The following is a 17,162-nucleotide window of genomic DNA, read 5'->3' as shown; positions in this document are numbered from 1 at the left end:
GAGGGCGTGGCGGCATGCGGCGGACTGTGTCAGGAGACTGTGGAGAACGCGATGCGTTTCCAGTCCGAAGACACTATATTTAGGGACTAAAGGGAAAAGAGATGCGCATCGAACGTCGTTTCACCAAGGCAGGCCAGACGGCATATGCCGAGATCGATTTCCGCAAGGCGACGAGCGAAATCAAGAACCCCGACGGATCGGTCGTGTTCCGCCTGGCCGATATCGACGTGCCGGCGCAGTTCAGCCAGGTCGCCGCCGACATTCTGGCCCAGAAATATTTCCGCAAGGCGGGCGTCCCGGCGCGTCTCAAGAAGGTCGAGGAGAACGACGTTCCCTCCTTCCTGTGGCGTTCGGTGGCCGACGAGGCCGCGCTTGCCGAGTTGCCCGAAGACGAACGTTACGGCTCAGAGACCGACGCGCGTCAGGTTTTCGATCGTCTTGCAGGCACCTGGACCTATTGGGGCTGGAAGGGCGGCTACTTCAAGGCCGAGGAAGACGCCCTCGCCTTCCGCGACGAGCTTGCCTACATGCTCGCCACCCAGCGCGTGGCGCCGAACTCGCCGCAATGGTTCAACACCGGCCTGCACTGGGCGTACGGCATCGACGGCCCCGGCCAGGGCCACTATTACGTCGACCCCTTCACCGGCAAGCTCACCCGCTCGTCGTCGGCCTACGAACATCCACAGCCGCATGCCTGCTTCATCCAGTCCGTCGGCGACGACCTCGTCAACGAGGGCGGCATCATGGACCTTTGGGTACGTGAGGCGCGGCTGTTCAAGTACGGCTCCGGCACCGGTTCGAACTTCTCGATGCTGCGCGGCGAAGGCGAGAAGCTTTCGGGCGGCGGCAAGTCGTCAGGTCTGATGTCGTTCCTCAAGATCGGTGATCGCGCCGCAGGCGCCATCAAGTCGGGCGGCACCACGCGCCGCGCCGCCAAGATGGTCGTTGTCGACGCAGACCATCCCGACATCGAGGCTTACATCGACTGGAAGGTCAACGAGGAGCAGAAGGTCGCTGCCCTGGTCACCGGCTCCAAGATCGTCAAGCAGCACCTCGCCGCCATCATGAAGGCCTGCGTCAACTGCGAGGCCGACAATGGCGACTGCTTCGACCCGGCCAAGAACCCGGCGCTGAAGCGCGAAATCCGTGCCGCCAAGAAAAACTCCGTGCCGGAGAACTACGTCAAGCGCGTCATCCAGTTCGCCAGGCAGGGCTACACCCAGCTCGAATTCAAGACCTACGACACTGACTGGGATTCCGAGGCCTACCTGACCGTCTCCGGCCAGAACTCCAACAATTCCGTCTCACTCAAGGACGACTTCCTGCGCGCCGTCGAGGACGACAGCGACTGGAACCTCATCCGCCGTATCGACGGCAAGGTGCACAAGACCCTCAAGGCACGCGACCTGTGGGAGAAGATCGGCTACGCCGCCTGGGCCTCTGCCGATCCGGGCCTGCACTTCAACACCACGATGAACGACTGGCACACCTGCCCGGCCGCCGGCCCGATCCGCGCGTCCAACCCGTGCTCGGAATACATGTTCCTCGACGACACGGCGTGCAACCTCGCCTCGATCAACCTTCTGACCTACCGCAACACCGACGGCACGATCGACATCGAGGCCTACGAGCATACCGTGCGCCTTTGGACGATGGTGCTCGAGATTTCGGTGATGATGGCGCAGTTCCCGTCGTGGAAGATCGCCAAGCTGTCCTACGAGTACCGCACGCTCGGCCTCGGCTTCGCCAATATCGGCGGCCTGCTGATGACCTCCGGCATCCCCTATGATTCCGACGAGGGCCGCGGCATCTGCGCGTCGCTCACCGCGATCATGACCGGTGTCGCCTACGCGACGTCGGCCGAGATGGCGAGCGAACTCGGCGCTTTCCCCGAATATCCCGCCAACGCGCCTCACATGCTGCGCGTCATGCGCAACCATCGCCGCGCGGCCTATGGCGAAACCGAAGGCTACGAGAAGCTGGCGGTCTCTCCGGTGCCGATCAATGCCGACCATGTCAGCCAGACGGCACTCGTCGAGCACGCCCGTGCCGCCTGGGACAAGGCGATCGACCTCGGCGCCGAATATGGCTACCGCAACGCCCAGGCCACCGTCATCGCGCCGACCGGCACGATCGGCCTCGTCATGGATTGCGACACCACCGGCATCGAGCCCGACTTCGCGCTGGTGAAGTTCAAGAAGCTCGCTGGTGGCGGCTACTTCAAGATCATCAACCGCGCCGTGCCGGAAGCCCTGCGTTCGCTCGGCTACACCGAGGCGCAGCTTGCCGAGATCGAGGCCTACGCCGTCGGCCACGGCAATTTGAACCAGGCGCCCGGCGTCAACCCCGGCTCGCTCAAGGCCAAGGGCTTCACCGACGAGAAGATCGAGGCGCTCAACGCAGCTACCGCTTCCGCCTTCGACATCAAGTTCATCTTCAACCAGTGGACGCTCGGCGCCGACTGGCTGAAGGAGACCTTCGGCTTCACCGACGAGCAGTTGAACGACTTCTCCTTCGAGATTCTGCCTGCGCTGGGCTTCACCAAGAAGGAGATCGAGGCGGCCAACATCCATGTCTGCGGTGCGATGACACTCGAAGGGGCACCTTACCTGAAGGACGAGCACCTGCCGGTGTTCGACTGCGCCAATCCCTGCGGCAAGATCGGCAAGCGTTACCTCTCGGTCGAAAGCCACATCCGCATGATGGCGGCCGCCCAGCCCTTCATCTCGGGCGCCATCTCCAAGACCATCAACATGGCCAACGACGCCACGGTCGAGAACTGCAAGGACGCCTATCTCCTGTCGTGGAAGCTGGCGCTCAAGGCCAACGCGCTCTACCGCGACGGTTCCAAGCTGTCGCAGCCGCTCAACGCCTCGCTCATCGCCGATGACGAGGACGATGCGGAAGACATGCTGGAGGAACTGGCGGCAGCACCGGCGGCAGCCAAGGCCGTCACCGTGTCCGAAAAGATCATCGAGCGCATCATCGAGAAGGTCGTGCGCGACCGCGAGAAACTGCCGAACCGCCGCAAGGGCTACACCCAGAAGGCCGTCATCGGCGGTCACAAGGTCTACCTGCGCACCGGCGAGTTCGACGATGGCCGCCTCGGCGAGATCTTCATCGACATGCACAAGGAAGGTGCCGCCTTCCGCGCGATGATGAACAACTTCGCCATCGCCATCTCGCTCGGCCTGCAATACGGCGTGCCGCTGGAGGAGTTCGTGGAGGCCTTCACCTTCACCAAGTTCGAGCCGGCCGGCATGGTGCAGGGCAATGACGCGATCAAGAACGCCACGTCGATCCTCGACTACGTGTTCCGCGAACTGGCGGTGTCCTACCTCGCCCGCGGCGACCTCGCCCATGTCGACACGTCCGACTTCTCCAACACGGCGCTCGGCAAGGGCATCAATGAAGGCAAGGCTCTGCCTTTCTCGCGCGGCCTGACCCGCGGTGCGTCTCCTCTCAAGGTCGTCTCCGGCACGACCTCGACCGGCACCGAGCCAAAGGGCGCGTCCACCTCCAACGTGCGTGCGATCTCGGGCACCGCCACGGTCACGGCGCTTAAGCCGCTCTCCTCGGAGGTCCAGCAGCCGGCGACCGCCTTCAAGCGCGACTATGAGGAGCGCGCCAAGGAGTTCGTCGAGGAAGTCGCAGTGGAGGAGGAGAGCCCGGCCGAAGCGCTGTTCACCGACGCCGCCGCCCGCGAAGCCGCCGACGCCAAGGCACTCGCTGCTGAACGCCGCCAGCAATCCATGATGCAGGGCTACACCGGCAATTCCTGCTCGGAGTGCCAGAACTTCACGATGGTCCGCAACGGCACCTGCGAAAAGTGCGACACGTGCGGAAGTACAAGTGGCTGCTCCTGATATGCCAACTGATAGATTGGCATACTTTTGAGCGGAGTTAATCCGGAAGCTGGCGGGGACGACGCGCTAACCAAATAGCTGGTCGTCGTCCCCGCCAGCGATTTCAGCTTGGCACCCGCCGGATCAAGTTGCCTCGATGCGTCGATGCCAAGCTCCCTGGACCTGCCGAAGGCGGGCTTTGAGAGCCGCACGACAGACGCTTACCTTCATCCCTCTCGACCGTTGCCGATTAGCCGGTGACGCCAACGCTTCCGCCGGCTAGGGATGCGGGCCGGCAACGGCACAGGGTCGTTGTTTTCAAACGAGACGACGATGACGACCAGTGCAAGGCGGGCGGCCTTCCCCCGCATGATCGAACAGTTCCTGCGCCAGCGCGGCGCTTCCGTACTTCCTCCTCGCGACCTTGAGCGCCTGAGCAACTACCTTCGAACCCTTATCAACGAGACGACCCTGCCTCCTCGCACAGGAGGCCATCCCGATTGGGAGGCGATCGCGGCTGCATGCGGCGTGGGTGCGGATGCGCTGGCAGCGGCCGGTAGGGTGCTCGAACCGGGTATCGACGCCATCACGCGGTTCTTGGGGACACGAGCGAAGGCTCGCGAGCCTGCAGCGGAGGCTGCCTCGCGAAAGGGCGACGTCGATAAGACCGTGGCCGAGAGACGGCCCACCGATACGCCGCGCAAGCGAGGACGGCCACGAAAGACCGCTTCGGTTCCCTCGGCGACAGACGATGGCGCGGCTGATCAGCGTTCTGCATCTCCTCCTCGGCGCAGGCGTGGAACCGCGCCAAGGCCGATCATCGAGTTTCCCGAACCGCTCTGGACGGAATGGGAAGAACCGGAGACGTTCTCGGAAGCTTTCAAGCTTCACATGGACCGCCACGGCGACAGCGCTTGGCAACTGCGCCGCGCCGTCGTGCGGGGCACCGAGGGGTTCGACCACAAGACCTTCGTCACGTGGATCCAGGGAACCAGAGCGCCTCGGTCTGTGTCGAGCTTCGAGATCCTCAGCCGCATCGAGCGTCGGTATCGACTTCCCGTAGACTACTTCAAGGCAAAGCTTGCCCATCCCGCGCGGGCCACTTCCGGGCATCGGCCGACCGACATCACGCCCTCGCAACTGCGTCGCATCGCCTGGCATCTGCCGGACGATTTCGACCGACGGCCGCACCAGGAGCGCGAAGAGATCCTCCAGTGGGTACAGGACAACATCATTTCTGGTGGGACGGACTATCGTCGCTTCCAGGCGCTCGCTCTGCGCAATCGCTACGGCGTGCGCTTCCCGGGCGTTCTGGAAGGCGGGTCAGCTCCGGTCGACGCGCTCACGCGCGATCGGCAGGGCCTCGACCTCGATCCGGACGATGACGACCTCGAAGGCGCCACCAACGTCGCCGTCGACGCACCATACCGCCTCTGGACCGAGATGTCGGAACTGCTGCAGTTCAAGACAGCCACCCTCACGACGTTCGGCTTCCAGCGGATCGGCGTGTGGGGTGAAGAGACGGCTGCCCAGAAGGTTGAGCATTTCGGCCTGCTGTTCGGTGCACTCGCCGCGCCGAAGCGCAGTGCCGTTCGTGGTCTGGGCATTCCGCTTGAGGCGCTCACCTTCGCGATGCTGGTCTTTCCTTCGGTGTGGGACTGGTATCTGACCTGGCGCGAGAAGCGCCGCGGCTTCTACACGGCTTGGGAAGTCGACATGCTGCGCATCGCACTTGCCCTGACACGCGCAGAGACGGGCTGGCTTCGCCAGCGTCCCGACCTTGCCGCCCATCTCCAGCACATCCCCGGCATGGTCTCCGAGGCACAGGTTGCGGCAGCACGGGCCGACTGGAACGCTGCATGCGAAACCTGCCAGAAACACTGTGCCGGGCGCGTCAAGGAAATCCAACGCGTCGCGAAGGTCCACCGAAATCCGTTCGAGGCGATCATGCCTATCCTGGAGGCAGACAGCCCCGTCGGCGAGTACAGGAAGATCGCCGACGAGATCGTGAGGATCATGCCCGACGAGCGACGCTACCCGGTCGCTGCCGCGGAAGCGACACGATCCTTCCTGATCATCCGCTTTGGGCTGCACACGGGCCTTCGCCAGAAGAACCTGCGCCAGCTGCTGCTGTGCCCCAGGGGGCGGACGCCGACCTCCGAGCGACAGCTCGAGGACATGAAGGTGGGCGAACTGCGCTGGAGCGAACGGGACCAGGGATGGGAGGTGTTTATCCCGTCTGTCGCCTTCAAGAACGCCAATTCATCATACTTCGGCGACAAGCCGTTTCGTCTGGTTCTGCCGGACATCGGGGGTCTCTACCGTCACATCGATGCCTATGTCAGCCACCACCGCGGGCGCCTCCTGAAGGGAGCGGACGATCCGGGTACCTTCTTCGTCAAGACGATGAAGGAGAACAGTGTGACCGCAGCCTATGACCAGAACACCTTCTTCGAGGCCTGGAGGCTGATCATCCAGCGCTACGGCATCCACAATCCCTATACGGGGCGCGGCGTGATCAAAGGGCTGCTGCCGCACGGTCCGCACAACGTCCGCGACGTGCTGGCAACGCACATCCTGAAGAAGACAGGTTCTTACGAGCAGGCCAGCTACGCGATCCAGGACACGCCGGACATGGTGGCCAAGCACTACGGGCGCTTCCTGCCGCAGGACAAGGCGGCACTGGCCGCGCGCATCCTCAACCAAGTCTGGGACGCGGCCTGATTCCAGGATCCAGTTCGCGATCCGAGGGACGACCCGGTCCTCGGTTCAATCCTCGGATCGTGGTCTTCCCACCTTCGGCTTGGGCTTGCCAGGCTCATGTCGACGAATCGCAGGCGGGGCGAGATCGTCCGGCACGCGTATTCCCGGGCCGCTTCCGTCCTGCGGCTCCAGGAACTGCACACCTCGCGCCTCCAGCGCGGCCTGGACCGCACCTCGGGATTCCTCGGAGACGTTGCGAAGGGTCTCGATGCGAACCAGCGTGCGCTTGCTGACCCCTGCTTCCCTGGCAAGCATGACATGCTCGATGCCGAGGGCCGCTCTTGCCGCGCGCAGGAGTTGGTAGGGAGCTTTCATGCCACCTGTCTAGCCAGCCGGCCTCATCCGTTCCAGTCCTTTGCGCCGGTGGAGCACAACCGCGCCCCAGGATCCGCATAAAAATATCAGTGGGCGCCTCGACGCCCACGGTGCGGACGCCGTATGTCTTCGCCTGGTCGACAGGCGAATCGCAAGGATTCGTAGACGGGCTCGGCGGGACAGGCGGAAGGCATGACGATGGTGACGTTCAACCTGCGCAAGCAACAACATGGCGACCTGTTCGAAGCCGAGCTGGCGCGTCTGTCGGCGCTGGTGGCCGACATGGAGGCGATCAAGGAAGGTGTCCCTCCGGAGAGCCTGGGCGACGGTCCGGCACCCGTCCTCGACCGATGGATCATTGCCCAGCGTGCGATCCCCTGTCTTGCCGGATTGTCTTCGGGGCATCCGAAGCTTCCAGGTGAGCAACGAATGATCGCCACCTCCGATCTCTGGCTGCTGTCGGACGACAGGAGCTGGGCCCGCACCCTGTCACGCTGGTATCGGCTGGGTCGCCCGGCCGGGCATCCGGCAGATCATTCGTGAGGCCGCGGTGACGGACGAGCTCACTCACGAACAGCGGCTGTTCATGCGGCGGGAACGAATTACCAAGGCCGGGCAGAGGCTGCCGACCGAGGAGGAACTCCTGCGCGGCATGTCGTTCTTCCGCGAGGATCTCGCCGAGGACGTGAGGGAGTTCGGCGAACGGCTGGCGCGCCGCCTTCGCAAGCGCCAGCGTACGGATCTTGCGCTGCTCGTCTCGCACTTCGAGGAACTGACGGTCGAGCGCAGCTGCGACAGCGTGGCCGCCCTTCAGGCCGCGCTCGACGAGGTCCCTGACGTTCCCGGCTTCTCGGCGGAATCAACCCGCATCAGGTGCCTCGTCTACCGGGCAGGCTTCGGCGATCCGGAGGCGGCTGCCGCCGTCGCGGCAGAGATGGCGTTGGTGGCGCTGAAGGATCTGAAGGATTCGGGCGAGAAGAGAATGTTGTGGTGTGCGTTGAGCTGGGCCGCGTTTTCGCGGGACCTCGCGGAGTGGCGCAGGTCCGGCGTCGATCGCAGTCCCGCCAACAGTCTGGGGAGTGAGTACGACCTTCGCTCCTATATCTACCACTTCAGGAAGGCCATCCGCCCGCCGAAGCCGGTGGTGGAAGTGACGGCGGACGATCCCCAGGGCGACGCGCCTGTCGAGGTTGCGGGCAAGGAGCGATCCGCACCTGCCGAGGAACCGGCGCCTGGAACGGTGATCGTCGTGCGCGAGGTCGGCAATGTATCGATCTCGCAGGGCAAGCAGGTCGGCAGGGAATTCGAGTCGATTGTCGGGCGTGCGCTGCCCGTGCCGGCCACGCCCGACCTCGCCGCTGTCCGCACCAGACTGCTCGAGGAATTCCCGCATGCCGGCTCGATCGTTGAACAGGTACTCAGGGGGCTTCAGGGTCGGCAGCATCTGCGCATCCGGCCGACCATCCTTCTGGGGACGCCCGGCTGCGGCAAGTCGCGCTTTGCCCGCAGGCTCGCCGAGGAACTGGGCACACCTTACGAACTCATTCCCTGCGGGGGCATGAGTGACAGCTATCTTGGCGGCACGCCGCGTCGGTGGAGTTCCGGAGAACCCAGCTTGCCAATCCTGTCGGTGCGCCGGCACGAATGCGCCGGACCCGTCATCATCCTCGACGAGATCGAGAAGGTCGGCACCAGCCGGCACAATGGCAATCCGCACGATGTGCTCGTTGGCCTGTTCGAGGCGGAGACCTCGAGCCGCTGGCATGATCCCTACATCCAGGCGAACTGCGACCTGTCGCATCTGTCCTGGCTGATGACGGCGAACGACATAGGTCCCGTTCCCACGGTGCTGCGGGATCGGTGCCGCATCCTGAGATTCCCCGCGCCGGGCGTGGAGCATCTGCCGATCCTGGCCCTGCGCATCATGGAGCGGCTCTATGTCGAGCTCGGGCACGACCCCCGTTGGGCGACGCCGCTCGAAGGATTCGAACTGGAAGCAGTCGCCGCCACCTGGGGTGGCGGTTCGATCCGCAGACTGGAACGCATCATCGAGCAGCTGGTCGAAGTCCGCGAATGGGAGCGGCCACCGCAGTGATCGCTCGGGCACCATCCACCTTAGCGAATCCTTGGACCCAAGCCTTCGGCAATCCGGGACCCGACCCCTTGGCCACCATCCACTCGATCAGCTCAACCCACCATCGGAGGAAGGGACTCTCATGCCTGCGATATCACCTGCACCGGACCGTCCGGCCCGGAACGTCGTCCGGGAATACCTCTACAGCAAGATGACCAGGACCGAGCCTATCGAGAAGGCTCGCAGCGAAGTGGACGTTCCCGAGGAAAAGAAGCGAGACGCCGCCTCGCACGGCCCCAGGCGGACGGAGCACCTGCTGTTCCGGCTCGCAGTTCACGAAGCAAGCCATGCCGTCATCCGGCTCTACCTCGGTCTGGGCACCATCACCAGGATCACCATTGACGCGCCCGAGGGCGGCTACATCGCGTGGAGGACCGACGAGTTGCATGAGCAGACCGAGGAGTTCTTCACGGCAGTCCTGGCCGCAACCCTGGCCGGGCGTGCCGGAGAGGCGGTGATCATCGGCTCGGTCGGAGCGAGCGGCGGAGACGACCGGCAAGCCAGCGATCATGCCGTCGCGACCAGGATCGCCTTCGACATGGAGACCGCGATGGGTTTTGGCCAGAAATGGCCGTTGCTGCATCGGGGCTCTTCCGATCCGCAGTTCCTTCTCGCCATCGATCCCGAACTCGCCCATCACGTCAACGCGCGCCTCGATGCCGCATACGTAGCGGCCCGCAAGATGGTGGCCAAGCAGCGCGCCGCGATCGGCCACCTCGTCGAAGCCTTGCTCGTCCATGGCACGCTGGAAGGATCCGAGCTCGAGCAGGTGCTCGACCGGACCAGAAAGCTGATCCGGGAATGAAGATCTGGATCCTCTCCGACCTCCATCTCGAATATGCCGACCTGCCGGAACCACTCGTGATTCCAGACGCCGACATCTGCGTCGTCGCCGGTGACCTTTGCCGGGCACCCGCCAACGGCGTTCACTGGCTGGCCAAGCATGTCGCGCATGCCATGCCCTGCGTCTACGTCGCCGGCAACCACGAGTTCTACAAAGGCTCGATCCGGGAGGGGCTGGAAGACGGCCACGCTACCGCGGCAGGATTCCCGAACATCCACTTCCTGGAGAACGAGGCCCTCACGATCGACGGCGTCAGCTTCGTCGGCGCCACGCTATGGACGGACTACCGGATCGAGGGTCACCATCGCCTTGCGATGTCGCATGCGCGCGAACGCATGAACGACTATCGCCAGATCGCCCTTCAGCGAAATCCCTGGCAGCGCTTCGTGCCCGAAGCGGCGGCGCGGATGCACCACGTCTCTCGGCAGTTCATCGAGGAATCCTTGCTGGCGACAAGGATTCCGACCATCGTGCTCACCCATCACCTGCCGCATCCCCAATCGATCCCGAAGCGTGTCGCCGGAGACCTCCTCAACGCCGCCTATGCGTCCGACCTGTCGCAGACCATCGAGCAAGGACGACCCGCACTATGGGTTCACGGCCACACCCATGACAGCTCCGACTACTGCGTCGGCAATACTCGCATCGTTTGCAATCCTCGTGGATATGACGACGAGAACGGCAGCTTCGATCGGCAGATGGTGGTGGAGGTTTCCACGGGTGCGCTGGGGCTCCAATGAGTCATCAGCGAGCCATGGCGCCGAGTTTGGGGACGGCAGGAATGCGCCCTCCCCCACTCCGGTCGCTACAACGTATTTATCAAGCTCCAAAGAGCGGACACGCCTACTCGGATTGTTGCAAAGGAGCACACCTGCCCCCTCGTGCCGTCAGGCTTTAACTGCTTCTTCGGCGGCTGGGTAGAACACCTCCGGAATTCTCGGCATGCCCGGACGTTGGAGGTAGGATGCGTAGCGCTGCTGGACACGCGTGACGAAAGGCGGAAGCAGGCGCCCGACGCGAGTCATGTCCTTCATCTTCCGGAGCTCCCTGATGTCCATGTCCTTGAACTTCACGGTGTAGGTCTTGCCGTCCATCATCGCGAAGACGACGGCTTCCGTGTCCTTTTCGTTCGATATCAGACCAAATTGAGGGCTGATTTCCGGATTTTCCACCAGCTTCACCCGCAGCAAGTACAACTCCATGCTGTCGCTGCCGCGCAGACAATCACATTCGGCCCGGATGTTCATCCAGTATGTCCGCTTGTCCTCGTTCACGACGCGCTCGAAGATATCGCCGGGGGCGTATATGCCATCCCTGAGCTTGCTTGCACGCAGGAACCTCTCTCCTTCCAGAACACCATTCATGGATTCGATATAGTCCGTGTGGTTCTTGGCCCGCTCTTGATCCACCGTTTCCAGGAATGGCTTCAGCTCCAGGGCGAGCAAGTCCATGCGAGACTCGACGAGTCGGTTCAGCAGCTTGTTCATTTCCACTTCCGGGGGGATGTCGTCGGCACCGAAAGTCTGCCAGAGCAGGACAGGCCAGTAGGGCGTCCGGTTATGCAGGTCGATGAACAGGTCGTTTGCCGCCCTGATGTAGTTCCGTTCCCACGTCTTGAGCGTCAGCACCGATGGCGTCGCATTGCCCCAGTCCTCGAGGATCTCGTAGACCTTATCCGCTACGTCCACCTTCCGTTTGACGAGGATGTGGGACTCCTGCACGCTCTTGTGCAGTTCGCCGTCGGCAGACAGCTCGTCGATGACTGTATCGGGGTCCTCGTTCGAGAAGATGACCACAGGCGCATGTCGGCTCCTCCTCAAACGCTTCAAGAAATCGATATTGTCGGCGACCATCTGCTTGTCGAGCATCTCGGGAAGCCTGACTTTCGCTTCCAGAGGTATCCCGTTCTCGTCGTTGGCGAGGTTCCAGTCCATGATGAAAAACGAAACGCGGGCGAAATGCTCCAGGTCGTACTCCGGGGGGGGAAGCTTCCCGAGTTCAATCGCGTGGCCACCGCTAGCGCGGATGCTCGCCAGAATCGTGTCGATAGCCTCACCGGTGCCGATACCGTTGTCGATCACCACGGCCACTCCCTTGAAGAGGTGGGGGACGGTCATGGCTGCTCCTTGACGAACGAAATCACCAGATTGGCTCCCTTGAGTAAGGCTTGTTCCTTGGACGCCACCTCGATCGAGTATTCGTGGCGGTCGAGAAGTTGGCGAGCGATGTAGAGGCCGAGGCCCCGGCCCTCTTCGCCCTTGCCGGAAAAAAACGGCTCAAAAATATATGGCAGGTCGTCTTCCCTGAACCCCGGCCCGTTGTCGGCGAACACCATCTGGTTGGCGTCTCCGTCTAAGAGAATTTCGATCTCGCGGGGTTCGGGCGCGCCCTGCAGCCAATACGCGGCATTGTCGAACAGGTTGAGCAGCAACTGGAGCAGGACGGCATCGGTCGTCTTCGCCACCAGCGGCGCACCCATGGTTTCGATCCTCACCGAGATGGAATTTCGCTCCAGCAAGCTCTTGAATATCTTGGCGACCTTTTCGACCAGGTCGAGGACACGCACGTCCTTACGCCGTTGTTTCGTCGACCTGAACAGCGTCTGCATGTCGCTCATCTGCGACTGGACGAAGCTCAGCAAGCCCCTGATCGACATGAGTTCGGCCCGCAAGGCTTCCTTGTCGATCTCGGCATCGCCATCGCAGTAGCTCGCCAGCTTATCGACCGCGGACATCGACCGCTGCATGGCCAGCATGAGGTCGTGCGACGCGGCTTCGACAGACAGGCCTACGCCGGCAAGGTGCTCGGTGTTCTCGGCCCTCTGGACTAGGTAACGCCGCTCGACCTTGTATTGCCGGCTCACCTCCGCGATCTTCTCGCGGACCGTCGGCGGGACATCCGCCGCCGCCGAGGCAGAAACGACATCGTCCATCAAAGTCGGCACCCTACCGGACTTAAAGACCTCGACGTCCTTGGTCTGCTTCTGGCCGATCTTGTAGGCTTGGTAAGGAGCCTTCCGCACCCATGCCAGGAAAACTTGCAGCAGGGCCCGGAAATCCTGAACGGCCCTTCCCGTGTCGACCAAGCCCTCGCGGCTGGTCTTGTCCCGGAGGTTGGGATTATCTTTCTGGGAAATGGCTACATAGCCGACGACCTGGTCGTTGCTTAGGAACTCACTGGCGCGGACCGTACCGCGCCTGACGTCGATCAGCAGCCAGTCGTCGTCGGGATCGCCGTACGGGTAGACGCGGATCCCGTCGCGATAAAGGTAGATCCTGTGCTTTTTGATGAGTTCCTTGTCGTCCTTGTCCAGCAGACGCTTACCGGTGGCCTCGTTGCTGAAGTCGAAGACATAGAAGGAGAACTGAAACGGCCCGCACTCCGGCTGGAAACGCTCAACGTCGGCGACCGGGACGGCAAGCTGCTTGAGGTAGTCCCGGAATACCGCGAGCCCCGATATTTCCGCATCGGTTATGGGTAGTGTCCGCTCGCGACCGTCTATCGCGAAAGTGAAACAACGCTCGACATCGTCATAGCCGCCCTCGATCTTGAAGACCGTTTTGTCTTCGAGGAGCGTGTTCAGTTGGTCGCGCTTCTCGGCAAGCAACGGTTCGAACTCCCCGTCACGGTAGAAGTACACCGCAAATTCGGGATCGGTTTCCGCCTCGTCCGGCGCATCCGCCTGTGCGGTTGACGTTGACGACTGGTCCGGGAAGAGGTCCGGCTGATCCACTGGCGCGGTAAAGATCGACTGCAGTCGGGCCAGATCCTCGTAGACCTTTTCGACCTTGCCTCGGGACCAGTTTCCATTGGGTGGCGATATCTCGATCCGCGTTCCGTGCGGACGGCGCTTTCGGGTCTTGCCCCCGAGATCGATGTCGTCGGCCAAGATCGCGGTGGCCGGGGCGTTCACCGAGAATTGGAGCTCCAGCTCTTCCAAGAACATCGCCTGGTCGTCCTTGATGAAGTTCTCGTCGTATTGGTCGAGCTTCAGTTCGAGGACATTCTCGTCCGAAGAGCCGACCGGACGGGTAATCATGGTCATGTCGCGGCCGAGCTTCAGCAGTGCGAAACGGCCGATGCCCTTCTCGCCCTGGATGATGCGACCGCCGACGGTCGTCCTCTTGGCCTGCTTCCCCATCAGCTTCATCGGCGTTGCTGGGTTGACCCAATGGTTCTCGATGATCTCCTTGGTCATCCCGTGGCCGTCGTCCTCGACGACGATCTTGGCACCGGTCTTGGGTCGATAGGAAGCATCGAACCCGAGGAAAGAAACCTTCACCCAGCTAGCGTCCGCGTCATAGGCGTTCTTGATCAGCTCGGCCAATGCGACCTGCTCGTTCCGGATAAGCTGGTCCCCGAGCATGGTCAGTAGCCTAGCGTAAGGCTTGAACTTGAGGGGGGTGGACGTCATCCGCGTTGGGCCATGACGATATATTCCTCCGCGTAAATCTGTATGTCGGTCCGAATGGAGGAAAGCCGGCCATTCGGAAGTCTATATGGCGTGTTCGGCTTGTTGGACAGTTGCCGCTTTACGACGCTTACGTCGACGAAGCCCGAATCGACTAGACTTTCCACCAAGTGGTTCGCGTTGTCTATTCTCACCCCGCTGAGCTGGGTGTTTCCTACGACAAATACAGAAATCCCGCCGGGCCTCAAGAATTCGTGGCAGCGCTGCGCCACCTTCTGCATGTCGAGGAAATATGTCGCGGTGGCTTCTGCCGCCGGCCGGTCCCTGTCGAACAGGCTAAATACGACCTGCTCTCCGATCGAATTGAGGTTACGGAGTGCCGTACCGATGCTCGAGCGACGGCTGCTGGTCCCGATGAAGCTAGGCCGCAGGTCGCGATGGTCGTCCACGAACCCCAACCAGAGCGCCGAAAGCTGGTGGAGATCCGCATACTCATAGGACGTGGCGTATGGCGGGCTGGTCACGATCAGGTCGACGGGTTCGGCGGGCCGCGGCACGTCGATGACGCTGCCGCGCACGATTTCAGCCGGGGCGGCTGGAGATAATCCAACCTCCGCCCACGCCTCCTGCATCATCCTGCACTGGCGTACGAATGTATCGATGACCGCCGGGGCCGACCTCAACGAATCGAGCGACGGCTTTCTCGACCTGCTGCGCCAACGCGATACCGGTTTGAGGATGGCGGAGAACGCACAGTCGAAAGCTGCGGCGAACTCCCGATGATCGCCGACCACGTCCAGGACGGCATTGCGCAAGCGCACCAGGTCGTTGAACTGCGTGTCTTCGAACCAGGGCCGCAAACGGTCCGAGGCTTTGTCCGAGATCTGTGGGACAAGCGACGCGCTGGCGAACCGGTCAACGATCCTCGCAGTGGTAACCCCGAACGCGTCGGCGTCCAGCCGGTAGCTCTTTACCTTGGCGATCAGCGTGGCAACCGGATTGATATCGCAACCCCAGAAACCGATGTTCCGCCGCGATGCCTCAAATAGGACCGTCCCGCTGCCACAGAAGATGTCCGCGATCCTGTTGACTTCCACTCCCTGTCTCCGGGCGTGTTCCAACGCCCTTTGGACGATGAAAGCCGGAAATCTTGCAGGATAGGAGTGGATACGGTGTATCCTTGACTCGACTTCGGTAGATTCGGTCCAGTCATTCGAGTAGGGGGCCATCCTCAGGCGATTGTACTTCCAAGGGGCGATCTGCTCCTGGCGGGTGAGTTCTATGGTAAGCATTTCGGACCGATCGGGTGAATTCAGTGGAATGTAGTTAGTCTTCGGTTATCAGTCCGTTACGCCGGGTCGGCCGGCGTGCATCATCGTGTCGCTGCTATCCGCGCGCCGCGGTCGCAACCAGCCCGCAGACCTGCGCCATGAGCACCGGAGCCCCGAATGAAGGTCAGATCCATACATCCCTTCCCGGCCAGGATGGCGCCCGACCTGGCACTGGTCTCAATGGAGGATCTTCCCACGGGCAGTGTGGTGCTCGACCCGATGGTCGGTTCGGGGACCGTGGCCCGGCACGCGACAGAGTTGGGTCATGAAGCCTTGGGCTTCGACATGGACCCCCTGGCCGTCTTGATGAGCCGGGCATGGACAACGTCGGTGTCCGACGCGGCGATCGATACGGAACTGAAAATTGTACTTGAGCAGGTCGAAGGACTGGGAAGTACGGTGCCGACCCTGCCCTGGCAGCAGGATTCGGATACCCTAAAGTTCGTGGACTACTGGTTCCACAAGAACCAGCGTGGCGACCTCGCGAGACTTGCTTTGGTGCTGGACCGTCGCAAGGCGACCGTGCAAGAACTGACTGGTGACGCCGCCCTCACGGTACTGCTTGTCGCTTTCAGTCGGATCATCATCACCAAGGAACAAGGCGCTTCCCTCGCGCGCGACACATCGCACAGCCGTCCGCACAGGGTCGCGACTGAATCCGAGTACCAGGTCATCCCGAACTTTGTGCGGTCTGTCGCCCAGCTCCGCAAGCGGTTGCTCGAGCACCCGCCGACCGGCTCCGCGAATATCCATCACGGCGACGCCAGGTCGCTCCGGATTGCGGACGGAACGGTGGACGCCGTGGTGACGTCCCCTCCTTACCTGAATGCCATCGACTACATGCGCGGACACCGCATGTCGCTGGTATGGCTGGGCCACTCCATACCCGAGCTGAGGACGGTCCGTTCGACGTCCATCGGCGCCGAACGCGCGTCCGGGGCGACTGTTTCGCAAGACGTTGTGTCAGTGATGGCATCGATGCGCGGCACGGAACTACTGACCGGCCGCCTCGAAGGGATCGTAACCCGCTATGCGGTCGATCTGCTCGCGATGACGAGTGAAACCGCACGGGTACTCAAGTCAGGCGGCCGCGCGACGTTCGTCGTCGGGAATAGCTGTATCAAGGGCAGATTTATCGACAATGCCGCAGGTGTCGCAAAGGCCGTGTTAGCGGCCGGACTGATGGTCGAGCAGAGCCGCGAGCGCGACCTTCCTGCAGCAAATCGATATTTGCCGGTTTCAGGCGATGCCCTGTCAAAGCGGATGCGGACCGAAACCGTGCTGATTTGCCGTAAGCCGGATGTGTCCACCTGAGATCGCCGCGCTGAACTATAGCTGGCCCTGGTACGCGAATGTAGCTAGGGTCCGTCGAAAACCCATTCGACCGTCCTAGGCGGCCGCCCCAACGCGGATAAGTCCGCAATCGCAGCAGCCGCTAGATTCACACCTGTCAGCCGCAATAGGTCATCAATCTGCCTGACTGGACCGCGTCGTAGCGGCAACTGTTCCCCCTCTAGGT

Annotated in this window: 11 protein-coding genes; 7 read left to right on the top strand and 4 right to left on the bottom strand. The window is 62.5% G+C overall.

Annotation, left to right across the window (positions count from 1 at the left end; genetic code table 11):
* Positions 1-101 precede the first annotated feature (101 nt).
* Together AAFN84_RS01675 and AAFN84_RS01670 are read left to right on the top strand one after the other, a co-directional pair.
* On the top strand, positions 102-3,866 hold the full coding sequence (locus AAFN84_RS01675; RefSeq protein ID WP_347512656.1) for a vitamin B12-dependent ribonucleotide reductase: 3,765 nt from the start codon (positions 102-104) through the stop codon (positions 3,864-3,866).
* 312 nt (positions 3,867-4,178) lie between these two features.
* Positions 4,179-6,569: a hypothetical protein gene (locus AAFN84_RS01670; protein WP_347512655.1), complete on the top strand. Its 2,391-nt coding sequence runs from the start codon at positions 4,179-4,181 to the stop codon at positions 6,567-6,569.
* A 45-nt stretch (positions 6,570-6,614) separates the two neighbouring features.
* Here the strand turns inward: AAFN84_RS01670 and AAFN84_RS01665 are convergent, their stop codons facing one another.
* Complete coding sequence (locus AAFN84_RS01665; protein WP_347512653.1) at positions 6,615-6,923, bottom strand: helix-turn-helix transcriptional regulator; 309 nt, start codon at positions 6,921-6,923, stop codon at positions 6,615-6,617.
* Positions 6,924-7,115: 192 nt separating this feature from the next.
* Between AAFN84_RS01665 and AAFN84_RS01660 the strand changes: the two genes are divergently transcribed.
* From AAFN84_RS01660 to AAFN84_RS01645, 4 genes are all read left to right on the top strand, one after another.
* Positions 7,116-7,466: a DUF6634 family protein gene (locus AAFN84_RS01660; RefSeq protein WP_347512651.1), complete on the top strand. Its 351-nt coding sequence runs from the start codon at positions 7,116-7,118 to the stop codon at positions 7,464-7,466.
* A gap of 7 nt (positions 7,467-7,473) precedes the next feature.
* Complete coding sequence (locus AAFN84_RS01655; protein ID WP_347512649.1) at positions 7,474-9,018, top strand: AAA family ATPase; 1,545 nt, start codon at positions 7,474-7,476, stop codon at positions 9,016-9,018.
* Between the two features lie 121 nt (positions 9,019-9,139).
* Complete coding sequence (locus AAFN84_RS01650) at positions 9,140-9,862, top strand: hypothetical protein (protein ID WP_347512647.1); 723 nt, start codon at positions 9,140-9,142, stop codon at positions 9,860-9,862.
* Positions 9,859-10,641 (top strand): metallophosphoesterase, encoded by a 783-nt coding sequence (locus AAFN84_RS01645; protein ID WP_347512646.1) that lies wholly within the window; start codon positions 9,859-9,861, stop codon positions 10,639-10,641. The genes AAFN84_RS01650 and AAFN84_RS01645 overlap by 4 nt, the downstream gene beginning before the upstream one ends.
* A 147-nt stretch (positions 10,642-10,788) precedes the next feature.
* On the opposite strand, the gene AAFN84_RS01640 is transcribed toward AAFN84_RS01645, so the two are convergent.
* Genes AAFN84_RS01640 through AAFN84_RS01630 form a run of 3 tightly spaced genes read right to left on the bottom strand, consistent with a single transcriptional unit; the run spans position 10,789 to position 15,409 of the window.
* On the bottom strand, positions 10,789-12,018 hold the full coding sequence (locus tag AAFN84_RS01640) for a hypothetical protein (RefSeq protein WP_347512645.1): 1,230 nt from the start codon (positions 12,016-12,018) through the stop codon (positions 10,789-10,791).
* The gene (locus AAFN84_RS01635; RefSeq protein ID WP_347512643.1) at positions 12,015-14,315 is read right to left on the bottom strand and encodes an ATP-binding protein; all 2,301 of its coding nucleotides are present in this window, start codon (positions 14,313-14,315) and stop codon (positions 12,015-12,017) included. Before AAFN84_RS01635 ends, AAFN84_RS01640 begins: the two co-directional genes overlap by 4 nt.
* Positions 14,312-15,409: a hypothetical protein gene (locus AAFN84_RS01630; RefSeq protein WP_347512641.1), complete on the bottom strand. Its 1,098-nt coding sequence runs from the start codon at positions 15,407-15,409 to the stop codon at positions 14,312-14,314. The genes AAFN84_RS01635 and AAFN84_RS01630 overlap by 4 nt, the downstream gene beginning before the upstream one ends.
* Positions 15,410-15,760: 351 nt before the next feature.
* Between AAFN84_RS01630 and AAFN84_RS01625 the strand changes: the two genes are divergently transcribed.
* Complete coding sequence (locus AAFN84_RS01625) at positions 15,761-16,957, top strand: hypothetical protein (protein ID WP_347512640.1); 1,197 nt, start codon at positions 15,761-15,763, stop codon at positions 16,955-16,957.
* Positions 16,958-17,162 lie beyond the last annotated feature (205 nt).

Source organism: Mesorhizobium sp. CAU 1741, assembly GCF_039839275.1.
In the GTDB taxonomy this organism is placed as follows: Bacteria; Pseudomonadota; Alphaproteobacteria; order Rhizobiales; family Rhizobiaceae; genus Aerobium.
Note: the sequence above shows the minus strand (reverse complement) of the source record. Positions and strands in the feature narration are given on the sequence as shown.